The sequence below is a fragment of the Plantactinospora soyae genome, assembly GCF_014874095.1.
Classification (GTDB): domain Bacteria; phylum Actinomycetota; class Actinomycetes; order Mycobacteriales; family Micromonosporaceae; genus Plantactinospora; species Plantactinospora soyae.
The window spans coordinates 7,683,052-7,702,720 of sequence record NZ_JADBEB010000001.1; the positions used below are offsets into that span (position 1 = coordinate 7,683,052).

18 protein-coding genes are annotated in these 19,669 nt (G+C 70.3%); 9 read left to right on the top strand and 9 right to left on the bottom strand.

All coding sequences use genetic code 11. The features are described from left to right. Positions 1-86: 86 nt before the first annotated feature. The 4 genes from H4W31_RS33725 (at position 87) to H4W31_RS44530 (ending at position 6,619) form a co-directional block, all read left to right on the top strand. The gene (locus tag H4W31_RS33725; protein ID WP_192772599.1) at positions 87-2,225 is read left to right on the top strand and encodes a M14 family zinc carboxypeptidase; all 2,139 of its coding nucleotides are present in this window, start codon (positions 87-89) and stop codon (positions 2,223-2,225) included. 71 nt (positions 2,226-2,296) lie between these two features. Further along, the gene (locus H4W31_RS33730) at positions 2,297-3,364 is read left to right on the top strand and encodes a zinc-dependent alcohol dehydrogenase family protein (RefSeq protein ID WP_225945813.1); all 1,068 of its coding nucleotides are present in this window, start codon (positions 2,297-2,299) and stop codon (positions 3,362-3,364) included. An 80-nt stretch (positions 3,365-3,444) separates the two neighbouring features. Beyond that, the gene (locus H4W31_RS33735) at positions 3,445-5,103 is read left to right on the top strand and encodes an FAD-dependent oxidoreductase (RefSeq protein ID WP_192770310.1); all 1,659 of its coding nucleotides are present in this window, start codon (positions 3,445-3,447) and stop codon (positions 5,101-5,103) included. A gap of 61 nt (positions 5,104-5,164) precedes the next feature. Beyond that, entirely contained in the window at positions 5,165-6,619 is a 1,455-nt protein-coding gene (locus tag H4W31_RS44530) for an ATP-binding protein (protein WP_192770311.1), read from the top strand. 131 nt (positions 6,620-6,750) lie between these two features. On the opposite strand, the gene H4W31_RS33745 is transcribed toward H4W31_RS44530, so the two are convergent. Further along, on the bottom strand, positions 6,751-7,338 hold the full coding sequence (locus H4W31_RS33745) for a sigma-70 family RNA polymerase sigma factor (RefSeq protein ID WP_192770312.1): 588 nt from the start codon (positions 7,336-7,338) through the stop codon (positions 6,751-6,753). A gap of 117 nt (positions 7,339-7,455) precedes the next feature. Here H4W31_RS33745 and H4W31_RS33750 point away from each other — a divergent pair, with 117 nt between their 5' ends. Then, positions 7,456-8,214: a zf-HC2 domain-containing protein gene (locus H4W31_RS33750; protein ID WP_192770313.1), complete on the top strand. Its 759-nt coding sequence runs from the start codon at positions 7,456-7,458 to the stop codon at positions 8,212-8,214. Between the two features lie 113 nt (positions 8,215-8,327). Here H4W31_RS33750 and H4W31_RS33755 read toward each other — a convergent pair whose 3' ends face one another. Both H4W31_RS33755 and H4W31_RS33760 read right to left on the bottom strand, forming a co-directional pair. Further along, positions 8,328-9,083 carry a sulfite exporter TauE/SafE family protein gene (locus H4W31_RS33755; RefSeq protein WP_192770314.1) on the bottom strand — a complete coding sequence of 252 codons (756 nt, stop codon included), beginning with the start codon at positions 9,081-9,083 and terminating at the stop codon, positions 8,328-8,330. Positions 9,084-9,973: 890 nt separating this feature from the next. Next, positions 9,974-10,270 carry a DUF6582 domain-containing protein gene (locus H4W31_RS33760; protein WP_192770315.1) on the bottom strand — a complete coding sequence of 99 codons (297 nt, stop codon included), beginning with the start codon at positions 10,268-10,270 and terminating at the stop codon, positions 9,974-9,976. 533 nt (positions 10,271-10,803) lie between these two features. On the opposite strand from H4W31_RS33760, the gene H4W31_RS33765 reads away from it, so the two are divergent. Next, positions 10,804-12,165, top strand: coding sequence for a glycosyl hydrolase family 18 protein (locus tag H4W31_RS33765; protein ID WP_404825741.1), 1,362 nt, complete (start codon positions 10,804-10,806; stop codon positions 12,163-12,165). Between the two features lie 86 nt (positions 12,166-12,251). Here H4W31_RS33765 and H4W31_RS33770 read toward each other — a convergent pair whose 3' ends face one another. The 3 genes from H4W31_RS33770 to H4W31_RS33780 form a co-directional block, all read right to left on the bottom strand. Continuing rightward, positions 12,252-12,887, bottom strand: coding sequence for a TetR/AcrR family transcriptional regulator (locus tag H4W31_RS33770; RefSeq protein WP_192770316.1), 636 nt, complete (start codon positions 12,885-12,887; stop codon positions 12,252-12,254). A gap of 618 nt (positions 12,888-13,505) precedes the next feature. After that, complete coding sequence (locus H4W31_RS33775; RefSeq protein WP_192770317.1) at positions 13,506-13,694, bottom strand: DUF397 domain-containing protein; 189 nt, start codon at positions 13,692-13,694, stop codon at positions 13,506-13,508. Then, positions 13,685-14,479, bottom strand: coding sequence for a helix-turn-helix domain-containing protein (locus H4W31_RS33780; protein ID WP_225945816.1), 795 nt, complete (start codon positions 14,477-14,479; stop codon positions 13,685-13,687). The genes H4W31_RS33775 and H4W31_RS33780 overlap by 10 nt, the downstream gene beginning before the upstream one ends. 252 nt (positions 14,480-14,731) lie before the next feature. On the opposite strand from H4W31_RS33780, the gene H4W31_RS33785 reads away from it, so the two are divergent. Beyond that, positions 14,732-15,097: a hypothetical protein gene (locus tag H4W31_RS33785; protein ID WP_192770318.1), complete on the top strand. Its 366-nt coding sequence runs from the start codon at positions 14,732-14,734 to the stop codon at positions 15,095-15,097. Positions 15,098-15,576: 479 nt separating this feature from the next. Next, positions 15,577-15,978, top strand: coding sequence for a hypothetical protein (locus tag H4W31_RS33790; protein ID WP_192770319.1), 402 nt, complete (start codon positions 15,577-15,579; stop codon positions 15,976-15,978). Here the strand turns inward: H4W31_RS33790 and H4W31_RS33795 are convergent. Then, on the bottom strand, positions 15,930-16,367 hold the full coding sequence (locus tag H4W31_RS33795; RefSeq protein ID WP_404825742.1) for an ABC transporter permease subunit: 438 nt from the start codon (positions 16,365-16,367) through the stop codon (positions 15,930-15,932). The two genes, H4W31_RS33790 and H4W31_RS33795, sit on opposite strands and share 49 nt — an antisense overlap. 137 nt (positions 16,368-16,504) lie before the next feature. Here H4W31_RS33795 and H4W31_RS33800 point away from each other — a divergent pair, with 137 nt between their 5' ends. Then, positions 16,505-17,077 (top strand): hypothetical protein, encoded by a 573-nt coding sequence (locus H4W31_RS33800; protein WP_225945817.1) that lies wholly within the window; start codon positions 16,505-16,507, stop codon positions 17,075-17,077. A gap of 147 nt (positions 17,078-17,224) precedes the next feature. On the opposite strand, the gene H4W31_RS33805 is transcribed toward H4W31_RS33800, so the two are convergent. Beyond that, positions 17,225-18,649: a BNR repeat-containing protein gene (locus H4W31_RS33805; RefSeq protein ID WP_192770321.1), complete on the bottom strand. Its 1,425-nt coding sequence runs from the start codon at positions 18,647-18,649 to the stop codon at positions 17,225-17,227. A gap of 162 nt (positions 18,650-18,811) precedes the next feature. Beyond that, positions 18,812-19,615 carry an inositol monophosphatase family protein gene (locus tag H4W31_RS33810; RefSeq protein WP_192770322.1) on the bottom strand — a complete coding sequence of 268 codons (804 nt, stop codon included), beginning with the start codon at positions 19,613-19,615 and terminating at the stop codon, positions 18,812-18,814. Between the last annotated feature and the right edge of the window lie 54 nt (positions 19,616-19,669).

Below are 19,669 nucleotides of genomic sequence, written 5' to 3' on the forward strand. Positions count from 1 at the left end.
ACAGTGTCCGGCCGGCGAAGGCTTGACATGTGTCGATCAACGGGCTGGTCTGATAGCCACGTACCTCGATGACCGTCAGGAGGTCCCTGTTGACCAGACGATGGTGGACGGCCACCGCCGCCACGCTCGTGCTGACCACGGCGGCGCTCGCGCACCCAGGAACGGGTGTGGCCGCGCCCGACGCCGTACCCGCCCGAGCATCCGCCCCGGTGACACTCGCCGCCGACGACACCGCGCTGATCCGCGTCGAACTCCGCGACGAGGCGCACTTCCGACAACTTCTCGCCGACGGAGCCGACATCGCGAACCGGCCACGGCAGCAGGACGGACGGATCCTCGCCGACCTGGTACTCACCGGCCGGCAACTGGCCGCGCTCACCGCCCAGGGCGCGGTGGCCCGCCAGGTCGTACAGCGGGCGGGCGACGCCGCCCAGCGGTACACCGACAGTGTGCGTGCCGCACAGGCCCGGAACAGCGCCGGACTGCGGGCGCCGGCAGAGGGTCGCGGCGTCACTGCGGCCGCCGTCGACACACTGCACTTCCTCCAGGCGTACTGGTGGACCTCCAACGGAAAGACGTTCGTGCAGACCCAGGTGGCGACCACCGCGGCCGAGGACCCGGACGTCGAGATCACGGTGACCTGGCGGACCGCCGACGGTACGACCGGCTCGTTCCCGCTGGTCAGGTTCTCCGATGCCGGCGAGTACCAATACCACTTCTCGGTGCCGCAGGCGGTTCCGGCCCAGCCGACACAGGTCACCGCGACCTCCAGCCTCGGCGGCACCGCCCGGCCGAACACCCCGGCGAGGTGGCCCAACGCGACGCCGCCGGCACTGCCGGAGGGCTACCAGAAGGACTTCATCGACGCGTACCTGACCCCGGTCGACGTGCAGTCCCGGATCCGCCGGCTGGCCCGGCAGTACCCGGAACTGGTCGACGTGATCGACCTGCCACACCAGACGCAGGGCTACCGGCGCACCGCCGCCGGCTACCTCGGTGATCCGGCGGCGGCCGCCGTCGTGGTCGAGTCGGTCAGGTTCGGCGCGCAGCAGATGAACGGCGTACAGGTCCGGACCGTCGACCCGGGCCGGGCGAACCGTCCGCTGTCGGCCAGCTACCGGGACCGGGTGCTGACCATCTCGCTCGCCACCGACGGCGCCGGCAAAACCATCAGCACCACCGACCAGGTGGCCGCATTCGTCTCCGCCCGCTATCCGCAACAGTTCTCGGCGTTCGTGGAGGACGGTTCCGCCGGGCTGCCGATGCCGATCGCCGGGCCGGTACGCCTGGACGACGGGCTCAACGGCAGCGAGGTGCCGAAGAAGCCGTGGACGGTGCAGGCGCTGCGGATCGGTACCCACCGGGACGGCTCCCGGATCGGGGTGCTCGCCTACTCGCAGGAACACGCCCGGGAGTGGGCCACCCCGCTGGTCACCCTGGAGTTCGCGGAGCGGCTGCTGGCCAACGCCGACACCGACCCGGCGACCCGGGAGCTGCTCGACGCGGTGGACGTCTTCGTCATCCCGACCGTCAATCCGGACGGGGCGAACTACTCGTTCCACGACGCCAACTTCCAGCGCAAGAACCTGGTCAACCACTGCACCGGGGCGCAACGCGATCCGGCCAACCGGGACTCGTGGGGAGTCGACGTCAACCGGAACTACACCGTCGGGTCGCTCTTCGACGGCTACACCGGCGCCAGCACCAACTGCCTGTCCGGCACCTACGCCGGCACGTCGGAACTGTCGGAGGCGGAGAGCCGCAACGTCATCGACCTGGCGAAGGCGCACCCGAACATCAAGTTCGCGATGAACGTACACAGCTACGGCGGTTACTTCATGTGGCCGCCGGGCGCGTACCAGGCGGACGGGCGGATCACGCTGCCCCGGCCCTCGATCGACGAGTCGAAGATGTTTCTCGACAGCGCCCGGCGGATCGTCGGGGCGATCTCCACCGAGCGGGGCACGGTGACCTGGCCGTCCCAGACCGGCCCGGTCGCCGACGTGCTCTACTCGGCCGCCGGCAACTCCGCCGACCAGCTCTACTACGAGTTGGGCATCCTCGCCTGGGACTTCGAGGTCGGCAACGACCGGTGGAACGACGCCACCGGCGAGTGGGAGGGCGTCGGCTTCCAGCCGCCGTTCGACGAGGCCCACGCCGAGTCCCAGGAGTACGCCGCCGGCCTGGTCGAACTGCTCCGGGTCGCCAAGGACCATCAGATGTAAGGAAGGGCCCCTTGTTATCGCTTTTTGTATAACAAGGGGCCCTTCCTAACCCCCCGGCGGCGCGTGTGAGGATGTCTCGCGTGCGGGCGGTGGTGTTCGAGGAGTTCGGCGGCCAACCGGAGGTACGTGAGGTGCCGGATCCGGTACCCACGCCGACCGGGGTCGTCGTCAAGGTGGCGTCGACCGGGCTCTGCCGTAGCGACTGGCACGGTTGGCAGGGCCACGATCCCGACATCCGACTGCCACACGTGCCCGGTCACGAGTTCGCCGGAGAGGTGACGGCGGTCGGATCCGCGGTACGGGGCTGGCGAACCGGTGACCGGGTGACCGCGCCCTTCGTCTGCGCCTGCGGCGACTGCCCGTCCTGCCTTGCCGGCGCCCAACAGGTCTGCGAGCGGCAGACTCAGCCGGGCTTCACCCACTGGGGCTCGTACGCCGATCTCGTCGCCATCGACCACGCGGACGTCAACCTGGTCCGGCTGCCGGACGAGCTGAGCTTCGCCGGCGCCGCCGCCCTCGGCTGCCGCTTCGCCACCGCCTTCCGCGCGGTCGTCACCCAGGGGCGGCTGTCCCCGGGCGAGTGGGTGGCCGTGCACGGCTGCGGCGGCGTCGGGCTCTCCGCCCTGATGATCGCGGCCGCCTGCGGCGCGCGGGTGGTGGCGGTGGACGTCACACCGGCCGCGCTGGAACTGGCCCGCCGGTTCGGTGCCACGGTCTGCCTGGACGGCTCGGCCCTGTCCGACCCCGGTGCGGTGGCCGCCGCGATACGGGAGGTCACCGGCGGGGGCGCACACCTGTCCCTCGACGCGCTGGGCAGCGAGCCGACCTGCGTCGGGTCGATCGAGAGCCTCCGGCGCCGGGGGCGGCACGTCCAGGTCGGCCTGCTGCCCGCCGTGGGCGGCCGGACCGCCCTGCCGATGGACCGGGTCATCGCGTACGAGTTGGAGCTGCGTGGCAGCCACGGGATGGCCGCGCACGCGTACCCGGAGATGCTGGCGCTGGTCAGCGCCGGCGTTCTCCGCCCGGCGGACCTGATCACCCAGACGATCGCCCTCGCCGACGCGCCCGAGGCGCTGGTCGGGCTGGACCGGCCACCCATCGGCGGCATCCGGCTCGTCCAACCGGACCACCCCGGTTAGGAAGGGGCCCTTCTTCTACAGGAAACGATAAGAAGGGGCCCTTCCTTGCACTTCGGCGTTCGGGTGCTTTCATTGGTGCCATGGCGAACCCGGTGGTCTTGACGGTCGACGACGACCCCGCGGTGTCGCGTGCGGTGGCGCGTGACGTGCGGCGACGGTACGGCGACCGGTACCGGGTGGTCCGGGCGTCCTCCGGTGAGGAGGCGCTGACCGCCCTGCGGGAGGTCAAACTTCGCGGCGACCAGGTCGCGGTGCTGCTCGCCGACTACCGGATGCCACAGATGAACGGCATCCAGTTCCTGGAAGCGGCGATGGACCTCTTTCCGGCGGCCCGTCGAGTGCTGCTCACCGCCTACGCGGACACCGACGCGGCGATCGACGCGATCAACGTCGTGGATCTCGACCACTACCTCCTCAAGCCGTGGCACCCCCCGGAGGAGAAGCTCTACCCGGTGCTCGATGCCCTGCTCGACGCCTGGGCGGCGGCCCCGGAGACCACGACGAACGAGGTCCGGGTCATCGGTCACCGGTGGTCCGCGCCGTCGTTCACGGTCCGCGACTTCCTGGCCCGCAACCTTGTGCCCTACCGCTGGCTGCTGGCCGACGAGCCCGAGGGCGGACGGCTGCTGGCCGCCGCCGAGGCCTGCGCCGAGGACGTGCCGGTGGTGATCACCACCGACGGCACCACGCTGGTCAAGCCCACCGAGGCCGAGCTGGCCACGCACGTCGGACTCTCCACGACGCCGGCCGCCGACTTCTACGACCTGGTGGTGGTCGGAGCCGGCCCGGCCGGGCTCGGTGCGGCCGTGTACGGCGCCTCCGAAGGGCTCCGTACGGTGCTGGTCGAGCGGCAGGCGACCGGGGGCCAGGCCGGCCAGAGCAGTCGGATCGAAAACTATCTCGGCTTTCCCGACGGGGTGTCCGGCGCGCAGCTCGCCGACCGGGCCCGTCGGCAGGCCCTGAAGTTCGGCGCCGAGCTGCTGACCGCCCGGGACGTCGTCGGGCTGGAGGCGGCCGGCGCCACCCGGCTGCTCCGGTTCAGCGACGGTACGTCGATCGCCGCCCACACGGTGGTGCTCGCCACCGGGGTCTCCTACCGCCAGTTGACCGCCCCCGGCCTGGCGGAACTGACCGGGCGCGGGGTCTTCTACGGCTCCGCCTCCACCGAGGCACCGAGCTGCGCCGGGCAGGACGTCTACATCGTCGGTGGGGCAAACTCGGCGGGGCAGGCCGCGGTGTACTTCGCCCGGCACGCCCGCCGGGTGCACCTGCTGGTACGCGGCCCCGACCTGCGCCGCTCGATGTCGCACTACCTGATCGAGCAGATCGAGCGGATCGACAACGTCGAGGTGCATCCGCACTCGGAGGTGGTCGGCGGCGACGGCACGGACCATCTGGAGCAGCTCACCATCTGCGACAACCGGATCGGCGAGCGGCGCAGCGTGAAGGCCTCCTGGCTGTTCGTCTTCATCGGCGCGGAACCCCGGACGGACTGGCTCGCCGACGTGGTGGCCCGGGACGCCCGGGGGTACGTGCTCACCGGCCCCGACCTGGCCAGCGACGGCCGGCGACCGGCCGGCTGGGCGCTGCCCCGCGAGCCGTACCTGCTGGAGTCGAGCCTGCCCGGGGTCTTCGCGGCCGGCGACGTACGGGCCGACTCGGTCAAGCGGGTCGCCTCGGCCGTCGGCGAGGGTGCGATGGTCGTCTCACTGGCCCACCAGTACCTGGCGGCGCAGTGACCGGCCGGAGTACCAAGAATCTGCCGGGAACACCGCGACGAGTTCCGGATCGGATGACGAGATGACCGACGAGGGCGAACGGCTGACGACCGAGGATCTACGGACGCTGTTCCTGTTCGAGTCGCTGGACGACGACAAGCTGGCGTACGTCCACGAGCACGGGCGGGTCAAGCGGCTGCCGGCCGGCACCGGCGTCTTCGTCGAGGGCGAACCGGCGCAGTGCTTCTACGTCCTGCTCGACGGCACCGTGGCGCTGACCCGACTGGTGCACGGCGACCAGGTCGAGATCATCCGTACCAGCCATCGCGGCTCGTACGGCGGGGCGACCCAGCCGTACCTCAACGAGGAGCGGGTGCAGACCTACCTGAACAGCATGCGGGCGGTCACCGACGTCACGCTCTTCTCCCTGCCCGCGGAGGTGATCAGCACCGCGATGCGGCGTTGGTTCCCGATGGCGATGCACCTGCTGGACGGGCTGTTCCTCGGCATGCGTACCACGCAGACCGTGGTCGGCGAGCGGGAGCGTCTGCTGGCGCTCGGCTCGCTGTCGGCCGGGTTGACCCACGAGTTGAACAATCCGGCGGCCGCCGCCGTACGGGCCACCTCGGTGCTGCGGGACCGGGTGGCCGGGATGCGGCACAAGCTCGCGATGATCGCCGACGGCCGGCTCGACGGCGAGCGGCTGCATCGCCTGGTGGAACTCCAGGAGGCAGCCGTCAAGAAGGCCGCCTCGGCACCCATCCTCTCGCCACTGGAGACCAGCGACGCCGAGGACGTCCTGACCGACTGGCTGGACGAGCACGACGTCACGGCCGGCTGGGACCTGGCGCCGACGCTGACCGCCGGTGGGATCGACGTACCGTGGCTGGAGCAGGTCACGGCGGCGGTCCGGCAGGACGACCTGGAGCCGGCGATCCGGTGGCTGACGTACACCGTCGAGACCGAACTGCTGCTGGGCGAGGTCGACGACGCCCTCGGCCGGATCACCGGACTGGTCGGGGCGGCGAAGCAGTACTCCCAGATCGACCGGGCGCCGAACCAGACGGCCGACGTGCACGACCTGCTGGACGCCACGCTCGCGATGTTCAACTCCAAGATCAAGCCCGGGGTCCGGGTCGTCCGGGAGTACGACCGCAGCCTGCCGGCGATCCCGGTCTACGCCGCCGAACTCAACCAGGTGTGGACCAATCTGATCGACAACGCGCTCTACGCGATCGGGGAGACCGGTGTGCTGACCGTACGCACCGGGCGGAAGGACGATCGGATCGTGGTCGAGGTCACCGACACCGGACCCGGAATTCCGGCCGACGTCCGTTCGCGGATCTTCGAGCCGTTCTTCACGACGAAGCCGATCGGCGACGGCACCGGGCTCGGACTGGACATCTCGTACCGCATCGTGGTCAACAAGCATCACGGGGACATCCGGGTCGACTCCGAGCCGGGCCGTACCAGTTTCCGGGTCAGCCTGCCGATAGCCGGTCTCCGGGCCGAAACCCCGGACGGTACGCCGGGCTGAGCCGGCCTCGGTCGCCGCCGACGCCGAACGGCGGGTCCGCTCGTCGAGCGTGAGGTCAGCCGGTCCAGCGGAAGTCAGCCGGTCCAGCGGAAGTCAGCTGGTCGAGCGGAAGTCAGCTGGTCGAGCGGAAGTCAGCTGGTCGAGCGGAGCCGACGGCCGGTGCCGGTGCCGTCCGATCGCATGGCCGCGACAAGATCCTCGCGGGCACGGGCCACCCGGGACCGGATGGTGCCGACCGGGCAGTCGCAGACCTCGGCCGCCTCGGCGTAGCTCAGGCCGGCCACCTGGGTCGCGACGAACGCCTCCCGGCGATCGCGCGGCAGGTCCGCCAACAGCCGGGCGAGCTCGACTGCGCCCTCGAACCCGGTGCTCTCCCTGGCGAGTTCGGCGTCGGCGGCGAGTTGCCAGTCCGGCAACGACGCCACCCGGGGCCGCCGCATGGACATCCGGATGTGATCCGCGCAGGCCCGCCGGGCGATCGCCAGCAGCCAGGTCTTCGCGGCCGACCTGGCGGCGAAGCCGGGCAGGCCGCGCATCGCGCGCAGGTACGTCTCCTGGGTCAGATCCTCCGCCTCCCCGGCACCCACGAGGTGCGAGACGAACCGGTGCACATCGTGCTGGGTCGCCCGGATGAAAGCCGCCGCTGCCGACCGGTCGCCGGCCTTGGCGGCCAGTGCCCAGAGGGTGATCTCGTCGTTCTCGACGCCGGGGGAAGGCATGTCCCCCAAGCTACCTGGGCCGGCCGCCGGCACGAATACCCCCGGTGGGCATGTAAACGGCGAAACAACCGGTACCCCGCCGGGAACCAGGACCGGCCCGGGGCCGACTATGTCAGTGTGGGCTGCGAACAATATCGAGAAGCCTTGTCGGCACGGTTGGACGGCGAGGACCAGCCGGGCGAGCGGGCCGGGGCAGATCGCCATCTCGCCGGCTGCGCGGAGTGCCGAATCTGGCTGGACCGCGCGACGGCACTCAACCGGCTGGCCCGGACCAGCGTCGTCCCGCCGCCCATGGCGGTCGACGAGGACCTCCTCGCGGCCGCGCCGGGCCCGGGCCGGGCACGCCTCGCCGGTACGCTCCGGATCGCGCTCGGCGTCGTCGGCGTCGCCCAGTTCCTCCTCGGCGCGGCACAGATCGCCGGGATCGGTGATACCGGTCATCCGCACGGCCTCGATGTCGTCCTCGGCGGCGGCCCCAACCATCTGTGGCACGAGTCGGCCGCCTGGAACGTCGCACTCGGCGCCGGATTCACCTGGATCGCGATCCGCCGTACCCGGCCGGTGGGCCTGGTTCCGACGCTCACCGCGTTCGTCGCCGTACTCACCCTGCTCTCCACCAACGACGCGATAGCCGGACGGGTCGACCTCGGCCGGATCTTGAGTCACGGGCTGATCCTCGCCGGCTATCTCCTCATCCTCGGCCTGTCCCGACCGACCTTCGAATCGGACGGGCCGCCCACCTGGCAGGAACGGCGGAGCGGATCGGCGTGGCGGGCCACCTTCGAGGAGGACGAGGTCCCCGCGCCGCCACGGCTGCGGCTGGTCCGGAGTCGGCCGCGTACGGCGCAGGCCCGCAGCCACCGCCGGGCCGCCTGACGACCAACAGGCCTCCTTGCCGCCTGACGCCTGACGGGCCGCCTGATGCGCCCAACGGGCCGACCCGGAATCAGCGGACCCGCGTCCCCGGATCCGGAGGTCGGCGACGTGGATCAACTCGTGGCGACGAGCCAGCCGGCGCTGGCGATGCCGATCGTCAGGACACCGAGCCGGAGTACCCGGTCGGACAGGCGCCGGGCCAGCCTGCCGCCGAGGTGCCCACCGGCAAGGCTGGTGCTCGCGAGCACCAGCACGGCCGCCCAGTGCACCGGACCGAAGACCGCGAACGCGACGGCGGCCAGCGTATTGATCAGCAGTGACAGCCAGCCCTTGATCGCGTTGACCTCCTGCAAGGCCTGGTTGAGTACGGTGGCGAGCACCGCGAACAGCAGGACGCCGAGACCGGCACCGAAGTAGGCGCCGTACGCCCCGGCGACGAGAATGCCGGCGTACGCCCAGAGCGGGCGGGCCCCCTCGGCACCGGTACGGGCCCGCAGCAGCCGGGACAGCTTCGGCTGTACGACGATCAGGACGCAGCCCCCGACCAGCAGGAACGGTACGGCCCGGGTGAACGCGTCGGGCGGCAGCAGAAGCAGCAGCGCCGCCCCCATCCCCGCCCCGACCAGCGCGATGAGCCCGCCGAGCACGGCGAGCCGGCGCTGACCCACCAACTCCCGCCGGTACGCCACCGCCGTGCCGAGGTAGCCGGGAAGCAGCCCGACCGTGTTCGTGACGTTGGCGGCCAGCGGTGGCAGGCCCAGCCACAGCAACGCGGGGAAGGAGAGCAGCGAACCGCCCCCGGCCACGGCGTTGATCGTGCCCGCGACGAATCCGGCGACCGCGATCACCACGATCTCGGCCGGTGTCATGCCGTCTCCCCGCTCCGCTCGCCGGCGTCATGACCCGGCAGAGCGGCGCCATGACCCGGCAGAGCGGCGTCATGACCCGGCAGAGCGGCGTCATGACCGGGCAGACCGTACCGGCCGGTTTCCCTGGGCCGGGGCGGACCGGGGTGGCCCACGGGGCGCCACGCGGAGTCACGACCACCATTCATCGGCGGTTGTCGCCTTTCTCGTCAAACTTCCTGCTGCAATCCCGGCGGTTGGTCGCGACGGGCGGAGGGGTCGGCCCGGGACTGGTGGGGCAGCCGTCGGGCCGCCAACCGGACCCTGGCGGTCGCGACTTCCCGCCGCACGGCGAGTTCCCCCGCGCGTGCGCCTCCTTGATCAGTTTGACCGGCCCGAAAATCGGAGTGGACGGTGCCCCACGTTGACCGAGTCGCACGGCACACCGCCCCCGAGAGCCGGGGACTGGAGCAGGTCTTCATGCTGCCGCCGCGCGTCGGCGCCAACCGGTGTGGCCGGGTACTGGGACCGGCTCGGGAACCTTGGCGAGGTCGCCCGAGACGGTGCGCGCGGCGATCCTCCGTACCGGCAGCGGCGTCACCGACCACCCGGACCGCTCGGGGCGCTCGGGGCGGTGACGGGGCGGGCCCGGCGCGGCAACGGCGGCTCCTGCGGACGGGGCGGATCCGCAATTGGATCGAGCCGGATCGGACGACCCCGGTGGCGGTCTCGACGCGCAGATCTGGCACGCCGACCTGCGACGGGGGCGCAGCAACGCATTCCGAGCTGGCGCGCGGCGGGCGGCGTACCCGGTATCAGGCTGCCGGACCGGGCCCGGTCTCGATCGTCGTCGCGGGCAGCGGCGTGGAGGTGGACACGGTCGGCGCCGTCAGTCCGACGGCCGCCGGAGGGCGTCAGTGCGCCGGGTTCACCGTGTGCGGACGCTTGCCCAGCTGCCGCCAGTCGGACTCGGCGACCTGGATGTCGTAGTGCTTCGCCGCCGCGAGAATGTTCGCGAACGCCTGGTCGCGCTCGGCGTCGCTGACACCGTGGGTCTGGTCGAACCGGGCCAGGGCGTTTCGCACATGCGAGGCGTCGGTGAGCGGTTCCTTCCGCTTGTCCGGGAAGGCGAAGGCGCTGTCCGGCAACTCCCGGGACTGCTTACTGCTGATCGCGCCGTGCTGGTCGATCGGCTTCCAGGTGGTCTTCATCCGGTTCCTCCTCGCTCGTCGCTCCCGAACCGGTTCCTCCGGACCGAAATTCCTCCTACCCCGTGCCGCCTCCTCCTACCCGGTGTCGCCGGGGATAACCGGGCTGCCCGCCGTAGACGGCCAGCCCAACTCGGGAGCCGGCCAGCCCAACTCGGAAACCGGCCGGCCCGACCCCGCCCCGCGCGGCACCGCCACCCCGGTCGGAAGTTGGTCACCGTCGACGAACGGCATCCGGCGAAACTGCTGCACAACGATGCATTGACATTATTAGTTAACTTTCCTAATGTTTCAGCCACTCAGCCACATCGATCCCGACCCGCCCCGCCGGCAGAGGCGCCGGAACCTGCTCACCCCCGGCACCGCGCGCCTCGCCAGCACACCCCCGGGTCCGCTCGCCCACGCCGATGGGCGGGCGATCGCACACGGGTCGGATCGATCCACTGAGGTGCCAGCGACAGAAGGGATCGTTGATGTCATCCACCATGAGCGCCGAGCAGGCCCACCCGCCGGGACGTCGCCGCGGCGTCCGCTCCATGCTGTCCGTCGGGGCGCTCGCGCTCGCCACCGCCGCGGCCGGGACCACTCTCGCGATCGCCCCGGAATCCCCCGCCGAGGCCGTCGTGCTGCCCAACAACTTCAAGAGCGTCGGCTACATGCCGAGTTGGGCCGGCGACGTCAACACCGTCCAGTACGGCAAGCTGACCCACATCAACTACGCCTTCGTCCTGCCGAACGCGAACGGCACGCTGCGGGCGGTGGAGAACCCGAGCAAGCTCTCGGCACTGGTGTCCCGGGCCCACGGCAGCAACGTCAAGGTGTCGATCGCGATCGGTGGCTGGAACGACGGCGACGACTCGGCATTCGAGGCGCTGGCCGGCAACGCGTCGAGCCGGACCACGTTCGTGAACAGCGTGATCAGCTTCGTCAGCCAGTACAACCTGGACGGCGTCGACATGGACTGGGAGTACCCGGACCCGGGCACCTCGGCCAACAACTACACCGCGCTGATGCAGCAGTTGAGCGGCCAGTTGCGCAGTCGCGGCAAGCTGCTGACCGCAGCCGTCGTCTCCGAGGGCGGCACCGTGAACGGCGTGCAGCCGGCGGTCTTCGGCTACGTCGACTGGCTCAACATCATGGCGTACGACGGCGGCAGCCCGCACGCCAACTACGACTGGTCGATCAACAGCGTCAACATCTGGAAGTCCCGTGGCCTGCCGGCCAGCAAGGCCGTGCTGGGCGTACCGTTCTACAGCCGGCCCGGGTACTACACCTACTCCGCGCTGGTCGCGATGGACCCGGCGAACGCCAACCGGGACTGCACCACCGCCGGTGGGGCGCAACAGTGCTACAACGGCATCCCGACGGTGAAGCGTAAGACGCAGTGGGCCCTGGCCAACGCCGGCGGCATGATGAACTGGGAGCTGTCCCAGGACACCAACAACGCCACCTCGCTGGTCAGCGCCATCTACGACACGGTGATGGGCGGCACCACGCCACCGCCGACCGGCGGCCGGACCGGGCAGATCACCGGTATCGGCGGCAAGTGCGTCGACGTGGCGTCGGCCTCCAGCGCCAACGGCGCGGCGGTCCAGCTCTTCGCCTGCAACGGCAGCAACGCCCAGCAGTGGACGGTCGGCGCCGACAGCACGCTCCGGGCCCTCGGCAAGTGCGCCGACATCACCGCCGCTGCCACCACCAACGGCGCCAAGGTGCAGCTCTACGACTGCAACGGCACCGGAGCGCAGGTCTGGCAGGCGCAGAGCAACGGCACGTTGCGCAACCCGACCTCGAACAAGTGCCTGGACGCCAGCAACAACAGTTCTGCCGACGGCACCCGGCTGCAGATCTGGGACTGCTTCGGCGGCGCCAACCAGGTCTGGCGGCTACCAGCCTGATCCAGGCACCCGCACCCGGCCCGGCCGCCACAAGCGGCCGGGCCGGACTGCGTTCAACCCCTCCTGGGTACGACGAACACCTGCCTCTACGTCACGGATTCGACGTCCGGCAGCATCGCGGGGTCGGTGGCGGCGTCGTGCAGGCGCCTGCGGATGGCGGCCCTGCCCCGCTGGTACGCGGCGGGGTCGTCGTGTAGCAGCGAGACGGCGTTCGCGGTTTCCATGAACGCGATCAGCTCGAAGGCGAGTTGGTTGGCGTCGGTGTCGTCGACGAGTTCCCCGAGCTGGCGGGCGTCTTCGACGGTACGCGCCACCAGGCGGATCCAGTCCCGGCTGGCGGCGGCGACGGCGTCCCGTACCCGGCCCGGACGAGCGTCGAACTCGGCGGTGACCGTGAAGAAGAAGCATCCGCCGGGGAAGACCCGCCGCTGCGAGTAGCTCAGCCAGTTCTCGCACAGCCGCCACACCCGACCCAGGCCCGGCGGTACGGCCAACGCGGGCCGGACGACCTCGTCGAGGTAGATGCCCGCCGCTACTCGGATCGTGGCGAGTTGGAGCTCCTCCTTCGAGCCGAAGTAGCCGAACAGTCCGCTCTTGCTCACGCCGAGGTCGGTGGCCAACCGTCCGATCGACAGTCCCTCCAGACCGTCCATGGAGGCGATGTCCGCCGCCCGGCGCAGGACCACGTTCCGCGCCCGCTCATCTCGTGGTCGGCCCGCCATCCCGCTCCTTCCAGGTACGAACGTTCGGACAATGGTATGCCTCGGGCGGGAAAATCGCGCCTGGTAGGGTAATTTACAGCACGAACGTTCGTGCATTGAAGGGCGGGATCATGTTGAGAAGCGCGTGGGCGCCCGGACCAAGCACCGGCAGCGACGGCCCGATGCTGGTCAGCGTCACGGACTTTCAGGCCGACAGGCTGCGCGACCTGCCCGGGATCTTTCGGGCCGGGCTCAGGCTGCGGCGAGCCTGGCCGCAGCTGGCCGGCGCGGTGGGGATGTGGCTCTGGGCCGAACCCTTGGAGCGTAGGTGCGGTTCGGTGTCGATCTGGCAGGACGAAGAAGCCCTACGCGGGTTCGTGGCGTGGCCAGAGCACGTCAGAATCATGCGGCGGTACCGGAGCCGGGGACAGATCCGAGCCACCAGCTGGTTGGCCGCCCGATCCGATCCTGCCGCCATCTGGGCCCAGGCCCGCCCGTACCTCTCCGGCAAGGAACTCTGGCGCACAGCGCAGGTGGGTGAGGCTTGTCGTCCCCCGGATGGGCATCATGGGACGAGCCTGCGCGAATAGGTAGGGCACCCGTCCGCCTGGATGGCGGTCTGTGTGACGACGGATCTGGTCAGCGAGCCGGCAGGCTCCGGACGAACGCGCGCCACGCCTTCGGATCGAACCCGAGGGCCGGGCCCTGTCGATCCTTGCTGTCCCGGACGCCGACCACGCCGGGCAGGTTGTCGGCGACCTCCACACAGTCGCCGCCGTTGTTGCCGCTCCGCGTGCTCTTGCGCCAGATGGCGCCGGTCAGGTCCATGACGTCGCTACCTTCTTGATCAGTTCAAGCGATTGGTCCACCGGAAGCGCATAGCCTTTGATCCGCTCCCACCTACCGGCGAGGGTAGCAATCTCGTCGGCTCCGTCGACAATTCGCGCGGCGAGCTGGTTGTCCGCGTGGCCGACGCGCCGGTTGTCCGGCAGGTCCGCCAGGATGAACGGCCCGCCATATCCCGGGTACATCCCGACACCGGTCGGGACCACCTGAAGTTGGACGTTAGGCATCTGTGCGCAGGTCAGGATGCGTGCGAGTTGCTCGGACATCATCGACGCGGCCTCCTCCGCGCCCCTCTCGATCACCGCCTGATCGAGAACGGCAGTGATCAGCGGCGGGCGCTCCTTGGTGAGGATGGACTGTCGCTCAAGCCGGGCCGCGACAAGCTGGTCCACCTCGTCCGGTGTAAGCCGCTCCCCGGCCAGCGTCGCCCGCGCGTACGTCTCGGTCTGCAAGAGTCCTGGCACGTACGCCGGCCCGAACCAGCGGAGCGCGATCGCACGCCGTTCGATCTCCAGCCAGTCGCGGAACCACACGGGCGCCGTTCCGTCCCTGACCAACTCTTCCCACATCTCGACGAGCAGCCCGCCCGCGCCGAGCTCGTCGTCGACCGCCCGAAGGTAGTCCGCCTTGATGGGCTTGGCCCCGGTCTCCACCGCGCTCACATACGTGTCGGAGAAATGGATCCGTTCGCCGAGAGCCGTCTGCGTCAGGCCGGCAGCCACTCGGCGTCGCTTCATTTCGCGCAGCAGAAACTCCAAAGGTGACATTCCCACGATTCCCCCAGTTCCTCGGATCGGGCAGCACGATCCCCGGCGGTCCTCGGACTCCCCTGATGTGTCGTTCTCGCTACCGACCATAGGGCCTGTTCGTCCAGGGTGGAAGGTAGGCGCACCCGCTCGGAATCCGACAGGGACAAGGCTCGTTAATGGACGGGCGGGTGCTGTCGGCGGGGGCGACGCCAGGCTTATCGAACAGATCATGGCGTCGTCCCCGCTTCCATTTCGGCGACAGGAGACGACATGCGACGACCACGTCAGACCAAGCCGTACCATCGGCGCTATTGGCGCTATCTGTGGCGGTACTGCCGATGCGGGTACCGCTGGCGCTGCCCGGACTCGGTCGAGCGGGTGCCGATGCCCTACGAACCCACGGTGCCGCCACTCGACCGCCCCGCCCATCAGAAGATCGTCCGCGCGGCGGCGCCGGTGCCGACGAGGCCGGAGGCCCTGGCCCCGTTGGTGCCGGTGATGCCGGATGCTCCGGTTCCGCCGGGGCGCATCCGGCCGACCAATCGGCGCACCGGCGCGTACTCCTCGGGCCGGAATGCGCTGCTGACGAGCGCGCCAGCAAACCGGGCGCGGCATGCCGAGCGCGGCCAGGGCTGAGCGCGCCGTGCCCGGGGTCGGCACCACGCCTTGCCGGCCGGCGGACACGGGCACCGTGCTGCGGAAGTCGGCGTCGGATCTGGCCGCATCATGACGCTCCGCCCCTTCGCGCGATTCCGAGCGCACACCCATACCCGTCCGCTTTTCCTCTGTCGCGCCTGCGGCGGCCCCTGGCCGTGTCAGCCCGCGCGCCTGGCACTGTTGGCCATCTATCGCGAGGACCCGGCCGGCCTACGGAACTGCCTGACCGGGCGACTGATGATCGCCTTAGCCGACCAGCCCGGGACCGACCCGACCGCTCTGAGAGCCCGCTTTCTCGGGTGGATACCACCGGATCCCTGAAAGCCCGGCACATAAAAGCCCGCCCCGGTCTCACCCGGCCCGGGGCGGGTTGGGCCAGGTCGGTGAGCTGAGGCTCCACGTCAGCGACTGCATGCTGCCGCCGTACGCCGTTGCCGCTGGCGGCTATACACGAAGAGGTGCAGACCGTCGTTGTCCTCATGGCACTGTCGTTCGGGCGTACGTTCCTGGACCAGGAACTCCCGACCGGGGCGGTACACGTCGTCCCCGATCCAGACGTCAAACGGCACCGGGACCGGGAACTGGCCGGGCAGGTCGAGCGGATCCTCGCGACCGGTCGAGACGTGGTCGTCGACGCCCCTTCGCACGGCGGCCGACGCGCCGTCATGCTGGTCGCGGCGGACCGTGGCGCGCGGGTGGTCGGCTACTGGGCCCGGCCGCCGAAGGTCGGCATGCCCGGGCTCCTCGAGCTGCAACCGGAGTACAGCCAGCTGACCCGGCGACCACGCCGGGCCGACGGGTTCGACCTGCTCTACGAGGTGGTGGACCCGGACCGTGAGTACCACCTCAGGGAACTCTGAGGCGGTCCGACGACGGACCCGGTCACTTCTTGAGAATCGTGTACATCGCCGGAGTGTGGTTCGGCTTCGCCGCCGAAGACCCACTCGAGGTGCCCTTCCCGAGCGCCGAGGCTCTCGGCGGTGGACGACGGCAGCGTGGCGACGCCGAGCGCCTCGGCGTTGAAGGTGTCGCCTTGCAGGACGTACGAGCGGAGCACGACCTGCAGCGGCAGCTTCGAGCCGTCGTTGATGTACAGCATCGCGTTGAAGAAGTTGTTCCAGTACTGGACCGCGTAGAACATCCTGACCACCGCGATGACGGCCTTCGACAGCGGCAACACGATCCGCAGCAGGATGCGCGGATCACCCGCGCCGTCGAGGCGCGCCGCCTCGTGGAGCTCGTCCGGGATGCCCTGGAAGAAGGCCCGTACGACCGACTGGTTTACGCTCCAGCACTATGACCGGTTCGGCGGGAGGTACCCCCCGCCGATCGCGCAGGCGGACATCGAGATCCCCATCAGCGGCACGTTCTGACCTCGCCGACCTGATGCCCCACAGGCGCTCGCCGGGCCGGGTCCTGGTCGTCACGCTGCTCGTCGTAACGGCCGGGTGCCTGGCCTGGCGGGTCGCCGTCCTCGCGGGCCTGGAGGCCCACTTCGGCAGCGGCTTCGACGAGCAGCGCTTCAACCGGCTGCAGCAGGAGTACGACCGCCGCGAGGACGCCTTCGCCCAGGCCGACGCCCGGATGCGGAAGCTGATCGCGGAACACCCCCGCGCCGAACGCATCGACTGGAGCCGGTACCGGACCTGCGTCCGCGAGCCCGGCCGCCCCTCCGACACGTGCACGACGACGCCCCCGCGCGACCAGAAGGTGTACGACGCCCTCTGGGGCGTCAGCGTGATCCTCTACCAGCCCAAGGACGGGGGCCGCACGTTCTACCGCTTCTACCACGAGGACCCCCCGCGCTACACGATCATGCGCGCCCCCGAGGACACCGCGGAGGAGGCCGAGGAGTACGCGGACGCCCACGGCTTCCGCTCCACCCGCCCCCTCGGGCCCGGCTGGACGGTCCTCGGCCCGATCGACGACATCGGCCGCGAGGAGAAGCAGTTCCCGTAGGAGGGCTCGCGGAACGCTTCGCCGATGCAGCAGGGAAGCAGCAGGCACGAGAGGAGACCCCCACCCACGCCACACCCGCGACCTGCACGTTCAGGATGAACACACCTCGCTGGGCGTGCTCCGGACACACGCCGACGAGCCGACCGGTCAGCCGAGTCGGAAGTCGATGACCCGGATCGGGGACGGGGTGCTGCCGCTGGACGCCCGCTGGTACATGATCGACAGAATCGCGTCGCTCTCCACCCGGGTCCGGTCCACCACGATCTCGCCGAAGGCATTCAGGCCGGCGCCGTCGAAGCGTACGGTCCAGTCGGTGTAACCGCTGGCCTTGCTGGCGGTGACGATCCGGCCGTACGGCAGCACGACGTAGGCGTTGTCGGCGGCGTCGAGCACGAGTTGGGACCGGCCCATGGCGTTCAGCGCGACCGGGATCTCGACCTTTCGCCAGACTCCCGAGGAGTTGCGGAGCAGGTGGAAGGCCCTGCCGTTGGCGCGGCGCGCGGACGCGTACGAGGTGACGCAGGAGGTGAACCGGCCGGGCACGTAGCTGATGATCACGTGCGGGTTGCCCGCCGAGTCGACGTCCTGGCTCTCCTGGTTGATCAGGGCGTAGTTCGGCGGCAGCGGATCGATCACGAGTCCCGGGCTGGCGATCGAGACCAGGCTTCCCGAGCCGGTGCTGCCGACGACGGTCCCGGCGTTGTTGCGCCAGGTCCGGCCCTGGTCGTCGCTGTAGACGTATCCGGTGTCGTGGTTGGTGAGGCCGCCGCTGTTGCAGGTGACCGCCGAGTTGCCCTCCCGCCAGGTGAACGCGGCGTGCAGCCGACCACCCGGGCCGTAGGTGAGCCCGTGCAGGTACATGTTCCGGGTGGTGCTGGTGGCGCCGTTGGCGGCGTACGACCCGGTCGCCGACTGCCAGCGGCCGAGCCGGCGCCAGGTCGAGCCGTCGTACTCGGCGAGTTCGTTCGTGCCGTTGCCGGAACGGCCGGTGCGGTAGCTGAGCTGTAGCCGGTTACCGGGGGCGAGACGGAACTGCGGGTACGTCATGGCGCCCAGCCCGATGCCGTCGAGGCTGCGTTGCACCGCGCCGAACCGGCTGGCTACCCAGGTGCGCGAGCCCGGCGAGGAGGCGAGTCCGGCCTCGGACTTGAGGTAGTGGATGTCGGTGTCGTGGGTGTCCATCGCGATGTGCAGCCGGCCGTCCCCGGGAGAGATGCCCAGGGAGATGGAGTTGTGCGAGTCGTTCGTCGTCAACTGGTGCGACAGCCGGAGGGTCTGCCACGCTCCGGACGGGAGCTGGCGGCGGGCGATCACCGCGTGCCGGGTCGACGTGTACCAGGCGGCGTACTGGTATCCGGCGTGGCTGACCAGCCCGTCGGCGTAGGAGGCGTTGTTCACCAGGCCGTCGTACGAGACGAAGTAGAGCGCCGTGGCGTCGAGCTGGGTGTCGCCCAGCCGGGTGACCGGCGGAGCCGCCGCCAACGCCCGGCCCGGCGCGATCATTGTTCCGGCGACCACCGCGAGGGTGACGGACACGGCCAGCACGGCCCGGCGGGACGACGGGGCGGACATGGGAACTCCCTCGCGCCGGGCGCCCAGACGAGGGCGGACGCCATCAAATGAATGGATTCAAAGTACATCCACATCTGTCAATCTGGAAGTCGTCGACGCTGCCCTGCCGTTCTCCGGGACCGTCCGTTCGGCGTGGCCCTGCTGATCCGGCCGGCCCTGGCGTCAGGCCGCCCCCGCACGCTGGTTCGCGACAAGGGTCAGCAGGGCGGCATGCGTCTGCTCGTCGGCGGCGATGACGAGACCGCCCGCACCGGTGTCCAGCGGCTGGCCGTCGATCCCGGTCACCACGCAGCCGGCTGCCTGGCAGAGCGCGATGCCCGCCGCGAAGTGGACGCTGTCGTGCTGGTGTCCGTCGGTGACGTAGGCGGCACGTCGGCCGGCAGCGACCCAGGCCACCGCCAGGGTGGTGGAGACGACGCGTGGACGGAACTGCTCCACGAACCCCTTGTCGGCAAGTAACCGGGCGGCCTGGAAGCCCGGTTCGTTGGGGAACGGCGGATCGAGATTGACGTCCACCAGCCTCGACCCGGCCGACGGGACGAGCCGCTCGTCCACGCCCTCGCGCCGCACGTTCGAGCCGGCGCCGTCGGTCCAGAACACCTCGTTGCTGAACGGGTCCGCCGAGGCCGCCACGACGACCTGCGTTCCGGTTCGCAGGGCCACGTTGACCGATACCAGCATGTTGCGTACGGCGTAGTTCAGCGTTCCGCACAACGGGTCGACCAACCACATGCGTCCGTTTCCGCCGGTCCCCGTGCGTCCGCTCTCCTCACCCACCACGACGTCGTCCGGCCGGGCGGCGCGCAGGACGTCGAGGATGGCCCGCTCCGCCTCGATGTCGGCCGTCGTGGCGAAGTCCCCGCCCGACTTGTCGAAGCGGGTCAGCGATGTCCCGTAGTGGGAGCGCACAATGGCAGCCCCTGCCTCTGCCGCCTCGATGACCAGATCCCGGTCGTTGATCGCCATGAGACGTACGATATGCCGGGCGGCACCGGGCACGCACCGCCGGTGAACCCAACC